Source organism: Cytophaga sp., from assembly GCF_051961495.1.
In the GTDB taxonomy this organism is placed as follows: Bacteria; Bacteroidota; Bacteroidia; order Cytophagales; family Cytophagaceae; genus Cytophaga.
The window spans coordinates 1-13158 of the sequence record NZ_JBQCDF010000271.1; the positions used below are offsets into that span (position 1 = coordinate 1).

At 41.2% G+C, this 13158-nt stretch carries 11 protein-coding genes, 1 pseudogene and 1 riboswitch; of the genes and pseudogenes, 10 read left to right on the top strand and 2 right to left on the bottom strand.

The features are described 5' to 3' along the window. The 8 genes and pseudogenes from ACTHJT_RS15160 to moeB all read left to right on the top strand — a co-directional run. Nucleotides 1-722, top strand: a pseudogene (locus ACTHJT_RS15160) (hypothetical protein); the annotation flags it as partial. Nucleotides 723-1451: 729 nt separating this feature from the next. Continuing rightward, nucleotides 1452-1562: riboswitch (TPP riboswitch) on the top strand. Between the two features lie 87 nt (nt 1563-1649). Then, entirely contained in the window at nt 1650-1853 is a 204-nt protein-coding gene (gene thiS / locus ACTHJT_RS15165; protein WP_440239711.1) for a sulfur carrier protein ThiS, read from the top strand. 3 nt (nt 1854-1856) lie between these two features. After that, nucleotides 1857-3749: a phosphomethylpyrimidine synthase ThiC gene (thiC, locus tag ACTHJT_RS15170; protein WP_440239713.1), complete on the top strand. Its 1893-nt coding sequence runs from the start codon at nt 1857-1859 to the stop codon at nt 3747-3749. A 366-nt stretch (nt 3750-4115) separates the two neighbouring features. After that, entirely contained in the window at nt 4116-4862 is a 747-nt protein-coding gene (locus ACTHJT_RS15175; RefSeq protein ID WP_440239715.1) for a hydroxymethylpyrimidine/phosphomethylpyrimidine kinase, read from the top strand. Between the two features lie 9 nt (nt 4863-4871). After that, entirely contained in the window at nt 4872-5474 is a 603-nt protein-coding gene (locus ACTHJT_RS15180; RefSeq protein WP_440239717.1) for a thiamine phosphate synthase, read from the top strand. Nucleotides 5475-5678: 204 nt separating this feature from the next. Continuing rightward, nucleotides 5679-6458, top strand: coding sequence for a thiazole synthase (locus ACTHJT_RS15185; protein WP_440239719.1), 780 nt, complete (start codon nt 5679-5681; stop codon nt 6456-6458). A gap of 3 nt (nt 6459-6461) precedes the next feature. Next, nucleotides 6462-7577: a 2-iminoacetate synthase ThiH gene (thiH, locus tag ACTHJT_RS15190; protein WP_440239721.1), complete on the top strand. Its 1116-nt coding sequence runs from the start codon at nt 6462-6464 to the stop codon at nt 7575-7577. A 183-nt stretch (nt 7578-7760) separates the two neighbouring features. Continuing rightward, a complete protein-coding gene (moeB, locus tag ACTHJT_RS15195) occupies nt 7761-8798 on the top strand; it encodes a molybdopterin-synthase adenylyltransferase MoeB (protein ID WP_440239723.1) in 1038 nt (345 codons plus the stop codon). A 289-nt stretch (nt 8799-9087) separates the two neighbouring features. On the opposite strand, the gene ACTHJT_RS15200 is transcribed toward moeB, so the two are convergent. Beyond that, nucleotides 9088-9693: a thiamine phosphate synthase gene (locus tag ACTHJT_RS15200; RefSeq protein WP_440239725.1), complete on the bottom strand. Its 606-nt coding sequence runs from the start codon at nt 9691-9693 to the stop codon at nt 9088-9090. Nucleotides 9694-9783: 90 nt separating this feature from the next. Here ACTHJT_RS15200 and ACTHJT_RS15205 point away from each other — a divergent pair, with 90 nt between their 5' ends. Next, nucleotides 9784-10509, top strand: coding sequence for a hypothetical protein (locus tag ACTHJT_RS15205; RefSeq protein WP_440239727.1), 726 nt, complete (start codon nt 9784-9786; stop codon nt 10507-10509). Nucleotides 10510-10564: 55 nt separating this feature from the next. On the opposite strand, the gene ACTHJT_RS15210 is transcribed toward ACTHJT_RS15205, so the two are convergent. Then, complete coding sequence (locus ACTHJT_RS15210; protein WP_440239729.1) at nt 10565-11557, bottom strand: hypothetical protein; 993 nt, start codon at nt 11555-11557, stop codon at nt 10565-10567. A 334-nt stretch (nt 11558-11891) separates the two neighbouring features. Here ACTHJT_RS15210 and ACTHJT_RS15215 point away from each other — a divergent pair, with 334 nt between their 5' ends. After that, nucleotides 11892-13154: an NAD(P)/FAD-dependent oxidoreductase gene (locus ACTHJT_RS15215; protein ID WP_440239731.1), complete on the top strand. Its 1263-nt coding sequence runs from the start codon at nt 11892-11894 to the stop codon at nt 13152-13154. The last annotated feature ends 4 nt before the right edge of the window (nt 13155-13158 follow it).

Genomic DNA, 13158 nt, shown 5'->3' on the forward strand with positions numbered 1-13158 from the left:
TGCTGTTATCTGTGTCAACATACGCACTTTCCAATAAGGATATTGTTGGCAATTGGGTTGAACATGATCGGAAACTTAAATTCGGGTTTGACGAAAAAGACATTTTGATAAAAGGAAACCAAAGTGAATCTGATTTTTTTATCATTTTCGGGAAAGATTCGATCTGTTATGAAAAAGCAAATTTATTAGGAGATAAGTTTGTTGTGAGAAAGGATAGCATCATTGAATTCTTTTCTCCCAAAAGTGACTTAAAAAGCGGCGGATATAAAAAGTACCGACTTGTTGAATCTTCACAGGACAGGCTTGTTATAGAACAATATTATCGTGCAACCGGAAACGAAATAGTTTATCAGTACACTATGATCAGATATACTAGAGAAATCCCTTCGCCAATCAGTGATTTTTATGCATCAATATATAAACCCGATCAAATACTTTTTTATGCCTCAACCATGCCGCAATACCCTGGCGGAGAAGTAGCAAAGAAAGAATTTATACAGAAACATATAACCCATTTATCTGCTTCTAAAATAATTTTCTCTGTAGTTATTGATACATCAGGCAATATATCGAAAGTAGAATATCGTCTGGGCACACCTTTTGAAGATGCAAAAATGATAACAACCATGCTAAGACAAATGCCTGAATGGAGCCCGGGAAAAAATAATGATCAGTTAGTATTTGTCCGTATGTCAATGACTATCGCTATCAGTAAACCATAGTAGGGAGTTGACTAACGCCGTTGTCGGAGTTCCCGGACAATAAATGGTTATTAAACGGCAGTATGCTATTTTCCCGGGTCTCCGACAAGCTATCTCTATAAAGCTCTGATATGTGTTATTGAATTCATTTAAATAATGAGCAGGTATTTTTTGTTGTTTCGCTAATGCAGGCTTGTTGGAGACCCAGGGAATTATCAGTTATTCATAAAACAGTTTTTTGTTTACCTTGGGAACTCCGACAAGGGCGGAGGCCTCGGCGCTGTGATGTAAATGATTTAGCTGGTTAGGATAGGGTAGTGGGCTGTTGGCCGTTGGCACAACAGCGGGTTGAGTCGTGGTTAAGCAAGATGTTGGTGATGCCAACAGGAGTGAAAATAGATTGATTCTCTTTGCTCACTAAAAGGTGATTTAAAAAATCTTTATAATTATTATAAGATGAGTTAGGTCCGAATGATATAAAATAAGTGCAAATATTTAATAATTCAGTTCGACCAATCTTAGATAAATAATCATCTATTGATTTGCCTTCATCATTAAAAAGTCGATGATAATCTATGATTACACTTATTTGCATGAAAATGTAGATTAATAGTTGTTAAGTTCTATTAAATAGAATCATTCCTCCACTAGACTTATCCCTCACTTTTCCACCCAAACCCCTCATTCCCAAACTTCCCGCCCCAAGCCCTTGCTTTTCTCCCAAAAACTACGTTATTTGTATATAATACGAACACGCTTTAGGGGTGTCCCGATAGAATACCAATTTAATCGCGACTGAGATTATACCCTTTGAACCTGATCAGGCTGATACCTGCGAAAGGAAAAAGTGAACCGAAAACCATTTCCCCGGTTTTCAACTCACCATCAATTTCTCATGCCCATAAAGCGTTTTGCTTAAACAGTTAAACCATTCACTTCATCTGTGTAATGAACGTTATTGTCAATAACAAAACACTTGAACTGCCTGATGCCGCTAAGCTCAGCGCGCTGTTCGAAAAACTCTCCATCGCCAGTCCGCAGGGGATTGCCATTGCTATCAACGAGCAGGTGGTACCGAAATCGGAGTGGGAGAGTTGTGTATTGAAAGACAATGACGCGGTATTACTTATTCGTGCAACTCAAGGAGGATAACACATGACTACACAAAACACCAACATGGCGCCGCAGATCACGCGCGAACCACTTACAGGATCTCAGAAGATCTATGTACAAGGAACACTGCATCCATCTGTAAAGGTGGCCATGCGTGAAATCAAACTGGAAGACACGGTGATCCATACAGGCGTAAAAGGCGCTGCGGAAAGACGCCAGAAGAATCCATCGGTTACGGTATACGATACCAGCGGCCCCTACACCGACCCGAACGTGGAGATCGATATCCGCAAAGGCTTGCCGCGTCTGCGCCAGCAATGGATCCTGGACAGAGGTGATGTGGAAGAACAAAAAGATTCGCTTTCTGAATATACCAATAAACGCAACAGCGATACATCGCTGGATCACCTGCGTTTCGAACACCTGAAGCAACCGCTGCGTGCAAAGCCGGGACAAAATGTTTCTCAGATGCACTACGCGCGTAAAGGTATCATCACGCCGGAGATGGAATACATCGCCATCCGTGAGAACAACCGCATCCAGGAACTACAGGCTGCAGACGGTTCTATCAAATCATTATGGGATCAGCACGAAGGACAAAGTTTCGGCGCGGCGATTCCAAAAGTAATTACGCCGGAGTTTGTGCGCGAAGAAGTAGCACGCGGCCGTGCAATCATTCCATCAAATATCAACCATCCGGAAAGCGAGCCGATGATCATTGGCCGTAACTTCCTGGTAAAGATCAATACAAACATCGGTAACTCTGCTGTAACATCTTCCATTGAAGAAGAAGTAGAGAAAGCGGTATGGAGCTGCCGTTGGGGCGGAGATACCCTGATGGATCTTTCAACAGGTAAAAATATTCATGAGACACGCGAGTGGATCATCCGTAACTGTCCGGTGCCGGTTGGTACCGTGCCGATCTACCAGGCGCTTGAAAAAGTAAACGGTAAGGCAGAAGATTTAACGTGGGAAATTTTCCGCGATACATTAATTGAGCAGGCTGAGCAAGGCGTAGATTACTTCACGATCCACGCAGGTGTGTTGCTGCGTTACATTCCATCTACGGCGAAACGTGTGACTGGTATTGTATCACGCGGCGGTTCGATCATGGCGAAATGGTGTCTGGCACATCACAAAGAAAACTTCCTGTATACACACTTCGAAGAGATCTGTGAGATCATGAAAGCATACGACGTTGCCTTCTCGCTGGGAGACGGTCTGCGTCCGGGTTGTTTGGCGGATGCCAACGATGAGGCACAGTTCAATGAATTAAAAACATTGGGTGAACTTACCGAGATCGCGTGGAAACACGATGTGCAGGTAATGATTGAAGGTCCGGGTCACGTGCCGATGCACATGATCAAGGAAAACATGGACAAGCAGTTGAAGGAGTGCCACGAAGCACCGTTCTACACGCTTGGTCCATTGACAACAGATATCGCTCCGGGTTATGACCACATCACATCTGCCATCGGTGCAGCCATGATCGGCTGGTTCGGTACGGCGATGTTGTGTTATGTAACACCGAAAGAACATTTAGGTTTACCGAATAAAAAAGACGTGAAGGATGGCGTAATGGCGTATAAGATAGCGGCTCACGCTGCCGATCTTGCGAAAGGCCATCCGGGTGCGCAGAACAGAGATAATGCATTGAGTAAGGCACGTTTCGAATTCCGTTGGGCAGATCAGTTCAACCTGTCGCTTGATCCGGATACAGCGCGTGAGTTCCACGATGAAACATTGCCGGCAGAAGGCGCGAAGATCGCGCACTTCTGCGCGATGTGCGGACCGCATTTCTGCTCGATGAAAATTACACAGGAAGTACGCGACTATGCAGAAGCAAACGGACTGAACGACACAGCCAGCCTGGAAGCAGGAATGAAAGCGAAGTCGGAAGAGTTTAAGAAGGTTGGTGGGGACTTATATGTTTAACATATAAGTAGAAATTCCAAAACACAAAAAACAAATTCCAAACTACTACGGAGTAGGAATTCCAAAAATCAAATACCAAAATCTCCTCACCGTGGTCTGTGGCACACAGGCCACGGAACTGTTAGATAAAGAAAGATGGCCTGTGTGTCACAGGCCATGGTGAAATTATAGCAGTTTGGAAAGAAATCACCTAAACCGTCCCATAAATGGAACGGCAATGAAGCCGGGCAAATCTTAATAATAAGAGCTGATTAGCTTTCATTGCCGTTGACTTTAGCCAACGGTTTGTAGAGCAGTTTGGAATTTGTTTTTTGTTATTTGGAATTTAACACTCGAATTTCCATTAGAGCAAAATAATAACTACTCATGTACTCTTCACTAGATAAACCATATGTATTAAGCATTGCCGGGCTGGATCCTACGGCTGGCGCGGGTATTCTGGCAGATGTGAAAACATTTACCGCAACCGGAAGTTATGGCTTCGCCGTGGCGACCTGTTTAACGGCGCAGACGGAAGATACCTGCGAGCATGTACAATGGTTTTCGGTCAAGGAGATTACAACGCAGCTAAAACCTTTGCTGGAGAATTATCCGATCAGCGTTACCAAGCTGGGTGCGCTGAAAGATCTGTCGATGGCGGAAGCGATCATTGATTACGTGTTGAGCATCAAGCCGGATATGAAGTTTGTACTGGATCCGATCCTGAGTACGACTTCCGGAAAAGAATTCATGAAGCTGAATGCGGATATTAAAATATTGCTTTCAAAAATTTATGTGCTGACACCAAACTACCCGGAAATACAGATGCTGACTGATGACCGGAATCCGCTGGAAGCAGCCATGATTCTATCGATGCATACGAATGTGTATCTGAAGGGCGGGCATTCCAACGAAGAGATTCTTGTAGATCGTTTGTTCGTACAAGGCGTGATGACGGAGTTTCCTAAAGAACGCAGTGTTGTTGCCAAGAAACACGGCAGCGGATGTGTACTTTCGTCTACGATTGCGTCTTACCTGGCGCAGGGAAATACATTAGCAGAAGCGAGTGAAAAAGCATCCAAATACATGTGCGGCTTTTTCAGTTCTTCTGAAACAAAATTAGGAATACATTAATAAACAAAGATGGCGATTTCAAACCTACATTACATTACGGATACCACGCAAGGCCTGGAGCCACTGCTGAAAGCAGGCTTGAATTGGGTACAGCTACGCGTGAAAAACCGCAATGAAAAAGAAATGTACAACCTGGCAGATTCGTTTGTGGCCTTGTGCGAAAAATACAAAGCATACTCCATCATCAACGATTATCCGAAGCTGGCCAGGCGTGTAGGTGCGGATGGTGTGCATCTTGGCAAAGAAGATATGCCGGTTGCGGAAGCACGTTCGATCCTGGGCAAAGATTTCATCATTGGCGGAACTGCAAACACCTTCGAGGATGTTGAAGCCTTGTACGAAGCCGGCGTGGATTATGTAGGACTTGGTCCCCTGCGTTTCACAGAAACAAAAAAGAATTTAAGTCCGGTGCTGGGCTTTGAAGGCTATGGCGAAATTCTGCAAAGCTGTTCTGTAAACGGCATCCGTGTTCCGATCATTGCTATCGGCGGGATTACCGTTCAGGACCTGGAACAATTGCATGATATAGGTTTGCACGGAGTAGCAGTGTCGTCAGCGATTAAGCGGGCTCAGAACCCGACAGCTGCTGTAAAACAGTTCTTAGGAAAATAATTGAAGTTACTTCAAATAACAGTTTATAAATTCCAAATAACAAAAAACAAATTCCAAACTGCTTTAGAATACATGCAGAATAAATCAATATATTTTATCCGTTTGGATTTTGGTATTTGGATTTTGGGAATTTCTACTCCGTAGTAGTTTGGAATTTGTTTTTTGTTATTTGGAATTTAAAATTAACTCATAATCCAACATACCATGAGTGATCAACTAAAAATAGCAGATAAAACATTCAACTCCCGCCTCTTCACCGGTACCGGTAAATTTGCTACGGGAGAGGAAATGTTTCATGCGCTGCAGGCTTCCGGTTCTGAACTGGTAACGGTTGCCTTGCGCAGGATAGACATAGATGGCCAGGAAGATGACATTCTGAAATGGCTGAAAAAAGGAAACTTTAACCTGTTGCCGAATACTTCCGGTGCGCGGAATGCGAAGGAGGCAGTGTTTGCTGCAACCCTTGCACGGGAAGCCTTGCAGACAAACTGGCTGAAGCTGGAAATTCATCCTGATCCGAAATATCTGATGCCCGATCCGATCGAAACGCTGAAAGCAGCAGAAGAGCTGGTGAAAGCCGGTTTTGTTGTATTGCCCTATATACATGCTGATCCGGTTGTGTGTAAACGATTGGAAGAAGTAGGTTGTGCCGCTGTGATGCCATTAGGTTCGCCGATTGGCAGCAACAAAGGTTTGCGTACACGCGACTTCCTGGAAATAATTATTGAACAAAGCAATGTACCAGTGATTGTAGATGCCGGTATCGGAGCACCTTCACAGGCGGCAGAAGCCATGGAGCTTGGTGCTTCTGCTGTGCTGGTGAATACAGCAATGGCAGTTGCCGGTGATACCAAAGCCATGGGTAAAGCCTTCGGCATGGCCGTTGAAGCCGGACGTATGGCGCATCTGGCAAAACTTGCTCCGGTAAGCAATGCCGCCCATGCCAGCAGTCCGCTCTTGTCTTTTCTGAATGATATAAATTAATACATGTCACAGTTTAAAGAAATTTTCGATCAGTATTCCTGGAAAGATGTATATGCTTCCATCTATGCTAAAAAAGCATTGGATGTAGAGCGTGCATTGTCCAAAGAGAATCTGGATCTGGAAGATTTCAAGGCATTGATCTCTCCGGCGGCGGCTCCTTATCTGCCTGCCATGGCGGAACGCAGCCATCAGCGTACCTTACAGCGTTTCGGTAAAACTATGCAGATGTATGTGCCGCTGTACCTGTCGAACGAGTGCCAGAACATCTGTACCTATTGTGGCTTCAGCATGGATAACAGACTGCGTCGTAAAACACTGAGTGACGAAGAAATCATCCGTGAAGCAAAAGCCATAAAGGAAATGGGCTTCGATCATGTGCTGCTGGTAACGGGAGAGGCGAATCAACTGGTTGGTGTGCCGTATTTAAAACATGCGATTGAAATCCTTCGTCCATATTTTGCACAGATCTCCATTGAAGTGCAGCCGCTGGATGAAGATGAATATAAAACCCTGATTGATGCAGGCGCTTATGCCGTATTGGTCTATCAGGAAACGTATCACCAGGAAGAATATAAAACACACCACCCGAAAGGAAAGAAATCAAATTTCTATTACCGTCTGGATACGCCGGATCGTGCGGCGCGCGCAGGTGTAGATAAGATTGGTTTGGGTGTGCTGATCGGTTTGGAAGACTGGCGCGTAGATAGTTTCTTCACCGCCCTGCATTTAAATTACCTGGAAAAACAATACTGGCAAACGAAATATTCCTTGTCGTTTCCGCGCTTGCGGCCATATGTAGGGAATACAGAGCCGAAAGTGATCATGAATGACCGCGAACTGGTGCAGTTGATCTGTGCATATCGTTTGTTCGATCAGGAACTGGAGCTTTCCATTTCCACACGCGAAACGGAAGCGTTCAGGAATCATATTATAAAACTGGGCATTACCTCTATGAGTGCCGGTTCTAAGACAAATCCGGGCGGCTATGTGGTAGAGAAGGAGTCACTCGAGCAATTCGAAATCTCCGACGAACGTACACCGCAGGAAATTGCAGCGATGCTGAAAGATGCGGGCTATGAAGCGGTATGGAAGGACTGGGCACAGGCGTATGATGTGTAGCTGAAGATTCTGAGTAGAAATTCCAAATAACAAAAAACAAATTCCAAACTTCTTTAGAATAAATCAATATATTTTATCCGTTTGGATTTTGGTATTTGATTTTTGGAATTTTTACTCCGTAGTAGTTTGTAATTTGTTTTTTGTTATTTGGAATTTTACTAAGTAAACATTTAATATTAAAACATGAGTCGTTACTCTCGTCAAACCATCCTTCCCGAAGTTGGCCTCGCTGGCCAGGCTAAACTCACCAACGCTTCTGTACTGGTTGTAGGTGCAGGTGGTTTGGGTTGTCCGGTGTTATTGTACCTGGCGGCGGCAGGCGTAGGCCGGATCGGTATTATTGATGCGGATAAAGTAGATGTTACAAATCTGCAGCGTCAGGTATTGTATACAACCGAAGACGAAGGCAAGTCGAAAGCGGAAACGGCAGCGAAGCGCTTGAGTGCATTAAATCCTGAAATAAATATTGATGTATATCCGGTATGGCTGTCGAAATCCAATGCACTGGATATTTTTTCTTCTTATGATATTATTGTTGATGGTTCTGATAATTTCGCTACACGTTACCTGGTGAGCGATGCATGCGTAATCTTAAACAAGCCCCTGGTATTCGGTTCAATCTTTAAATTTGAAGGACAGGTAAGTGTTTTTAATTACAAAGGCGGCCCTACCTATAGATGTTTGTTCCCTGAACCTCCTGCTGCCGGTGAAGTTCCGAACTGTTCGGAAATTGGTGTGATTGGTGTGTTGCCGGGAATTATTGGTACGCTGCAGGCCAATGAAGTAATCAAGATCATTCTGGAGAAAGGGGATGTGATGAGCGGCGTGTTGTATATGTATGATGCACTGAGCAATGATGTGCAGAAACTGAAAGTATTTAAAGATCCGGTTGCAAGCGTTGTTAAAGAACTTGGCACGTATGAAGAGGTTTGTGAAATGTCGCCTGATATTGATAAGAAAACATTTGATACGTGGAAAGCAAAGCATGTTGTCTTTCAACTGATCGATGTGCGGGAACCGCATGAATATGAACAGAAAAATATCGGCGGAGAATTAATTCCGATGAATACTGTTAAAGATAACCTGAACCGTATCCGCGAAGATGTTCCTGTGATTGTGCATTGCCAGATGGGCGGCCGCAGCAGAAAGATCGTTGACTTTTTGTATGGGAAAGGATTTAAAAATGTTTACAATTTAAAAGGCGGCTTGCAGGAATTTTAATTTATGCTTAAATATTCGTGTAAAGTTTAGAGTGTAAAGTGTAATCGTTTCTTAAGAAGAAATTTCCTTGGTCTGTATAGTTCACCAACCACTATTTCTTAATTGAATAATCGTTTGTTATAGCAGCTCTCCAAGGGTTATTAGCCCTTGGAGAGCTGCTATAAGATCAAATCTTATTTAGAATTAACTGCTTATTATTAAGAAAACGAAAGCTCCGATGTTTTTAAAACCCTGGAGCTTTGCTATGAGAAACGTTGCAGTGGTTCCTCCGTTTGTAATTTGTGTTTTGTTATTTGGAATTTAACGCAGCTGTATAAATCCTATCAAATGCCTCAACCGGTTTCTCGCTCTCCCAAACAGCACCAAGAATGGCCGCTCCGTCGAACCCGCTGTTCTTAACCAACGCAATATTTTCTCCGGTGATCCCGCCCAAACCGACTACCGGAATGGTTGTTTTGTTTTTTAAATCAGATACCATTTGCGATAATGTTGCCGCGGTATTATTTATGCCGTAGTTTTTTTTTGAAATACTTTTGAATAAGGGACTAAAAAAAATATACTCAAAGGGTATAGAAAGGTTTGCAGCGTCTGCTATGTTATGTAAAGATGTTGAGATTACTTTTACATCCGGATCAATTTCTTTTGCATCATTCCTGTCACGCTCTTTCAGGTGAACTCCTTTAACAGCAAACTCTTTTGCTAAATCATGATGTTCATGTAAAACCATGTGTGAAAGAATACTTGCATAATCTGTCAGGTATGATCGGTACGCTTCTTCAGTAAAATCAGGCTTTCGCACGTGTATGGTGATATTATATGCACGTACCAGCGCATGCAATATTGCTGCTTCATGCGGATGATTTTCTTCGGGGGTGAATACGATGATGTTGAACATGAATTAAAAATACAACCTAACATTGATTAATGAAAATTCTTTCTTAATTTATATATAGTTAAATACATCAGCTAACCAAAGATAACCAACATGAAAAAGATAATACTTATCACCTCATTACTACTAACAAGCCTGTTGTCTCAGGCACAAATAGATTCTGTCCGCATGATTCATTCCATAGGGTTTGGATATCAGTACACACAGTTTGACGGTTTATCAGATCAGATGAAGACCAATTTCGGCAATGATTATAATATTGATGCCGGCGCTTTTTCAATGAATTTTTCCGGTTATACCATTTGCCACAGATTCATGTTTGGCGGTGAGTTTGGCGGGTTGCAACGCAGAGTCACAAACGACGAATTTATGTCTACCAATATATCTCAGGGATTCGGTTATTTTAATTTTGGATATCTGGTTTTAGACAAACCCAAATGTATGGCATTTCCGTTTATCGGTATTGGCGGCGTATACAGCGGCATGGTTATTAAAAATAAAACAAATACCGATTGGGTTGATCCGGACTTTATGATACGTGCCAATCAAAAGGGAAATTTTTCTTCCCTCGGTGGAAGTATTAATGCAGGTATTTCATACAGAAAAATATGCAACCATACCCGTTATGGAAAACAACTTCAGCTGGGTATTGACCTGGGTGTACATATCACTCCGCAAAATAATATGTGGATGTATAACGGATCCGATGAAAAAGTAGGTTCCTTCGGAACAGCAAATAATATAGGATATTATGCCCGCATAACCATTGGCGGACTTATGACCAAAGTATTTGACAGAAGTGAGTATATGCGAAAATAAAAATTAATACTGCCAACATATTACTAAATACGTTGGCAGTATTAATTTAGTATTATCAAAAATACCTTAGATCAATTTCCTGTTTGAAGCGCTTCTTTTTTAAAGAAGCAGGCCAGTAACAAAACATTTTTTCCATATAGCCAATATCCTGAATAACCAGGATCTGAGCTTCACCTACAACAAGTTCACGTTCATGATTATTTATATAATCATTGATATATGTGTTAAGTTCCTCGTCTGATAATTTCGGATGGTTAATGTAGTAGGTATACATTTCTTCTGAAATGACGAAACTGCTTTTTCCCAGAGCTGTCTTATAACCTTCCATCTGAACAAATTTTTGTTTATACTTTTTATTTGCAGCATCTGTTCCTGAGAAATCAAAATCAATATTTTTAATAGAGGAGTCTGCTTTTAATGCAACATAATTTTTAGTAAAGGCTATAACTGTAAAGACATGATTATTGATTGTATATTTTTTCCCTATGTCAGATTTGGTAATTGTAACAGTATTAAATTCTGCCGGAGCACTAATCTCATATTCTATAAATCCTTTATATGTTTTTCCCTCTGTATGCTTGGGTAATTTAAAATCAAGCGTGTAACGGACCGGTTCGTTATTTTTATAATATTGACCGATAGCGACGGAAACTTTCCCCGTATCAATCTGTACTTTTTGGTTCTTTTCATTTACAATGCTGTATGAAATTAATTCTGTTTTGAAAAGATCACAATCCTGTTTGATTATCCCTTTCGGGAATAATCCATATAAAGATATATATTCTGAGGATACATCACTTTTTATTGTTGCGTGCAACGAGTCTATTATAGCATCAGTATTTTTCAATGCCGGACTTTGCCAGGGAAGTATGGTTGCAGGATCAACTGTTTTTGAGATCATAGAATCGTTTGTATACATTTTGGTATACGCACTTTTTCTTACCCATTTAATAAAATCAACATCTTCTTTTGAAAAATTTTGAGCTTTGATCAATACAGGTAGTAAAAGTAAAAATGGAAGAATAAAAGGCGGAATTATTTTTTTCATAAAGGCAGAATTATTTTTAGTGGTAACTGATTATTATAATTTAAACAATATATGATAGTTATTATCATACAAATTACATGCCTTAATTTGATGTTGATATAAAAAACAGAATTATTTTCAGATAAAGTCTGTTACTTTTTAATCAGTGTTGATTATTCACAAGGTTGTGAGGGAGGACCTGTTTTTTTCTATATAAAATAGAAATAACCTTCAGAAATCATAGCTGTTTAATTTCAAGTTTCATGGAATATGTTGTAAAAAAACGATATGTAGATTTTTAATTGGCAGATATCAAAAATAGTTTTAGATTCAAACTATAAATGAAACAGAAACTATGGAAAATAAGAAGAATGTTGTAGTTGTTGGCGGCGGCTTTGCAGGTGTGCAGCTGATTAAAAATTTAGATCAGAAGTTATTTAACGTAACCTTGCTGGATAAAATTAATCATCATCAGTTCCAACCTTTATTTTATCAGGTAGCAACTTCTCAGCTGGAGCCGTCAAGTATTTCATTCCCCTTCCGTAAAATTTTTCAAAAATATAAGAATGTCCAGATTCGTTTAGCAGATGTAACGGCAATCAATCCTCAGGCAAATACTGTACATACTGACATCGGTGATTTTACTTACGATTATCTTGTTATCGCCGCAGGTTGTAAAACAAATTTTTTTGGTAATAAAATAATTGAAGAGAATGCGTACACCTTAAAATCAACCAGTGACTCCATTGCGTTGCGTAATCATGTATTGATCAATTTTGAAAAGATCATGTATGCATCGAAAGAAGAACAGGAAGCCCTCTTCAATATTGTGATTGTAGGTGGCGGGCCTACGGGTGTTGAACTTGCCGGCGCCTTTGCAGAGATTAAAAAAAATATTCTACCTAAAGATTATCCCGGAATTGATTTTTCAAAACTACGGATCCGGTTGGTAGAAGGTAGCAAGAATACATTAAACAGCATGAGTGATCTTGCACACAAAGCTTCCAGAATGTACCTGGAAAAAATGGGCGTGGAAGTGCAAACGGAATTGGTTGTTAAAAATTACGACGGAAAAATTGCTGAATTAAGTAACGGAGAAAAAATTCCGACGGCAAGTCTGATCTGGGCGGCCGGTGTTACTACCAATACATTTGAAGGATTGAATGATTCTGTATACGGGCCGGCAAAACGGATGAAGGTTGACCGTACAAGTTTGGTGTCAGGTTATACCAATGTATATGCAGTTGGTGATATTGCGTACATGGAAACACCGAAGTATCCGAAAGGGCACCCACAGCTGGCCAATGTGGCAATCAATCAGGCAAAGAATTTAGCTGCCAATCTTAAAGCGCTGCAAAAAAATAAAACGCTGAAAGAATTTGAGTATAAAGATCTCGGTTCCATGGCAACCATTGGTAAGAACAAGGCAGTTGTGGATTTACCTTTTATCAAATTCAAAGGTTTTTTTGCCTGGCTGACATGGATGTTTGTACACCTGATGCTGATCTTAAGTGTAAAAAACAAACTGATTATATTCATCAACTGGGCATGGGCGTATATCACCAAGGACACATCGCTGCGGTTGATATTGACGCAGAAAAAGAATTATGAATTATGAATTA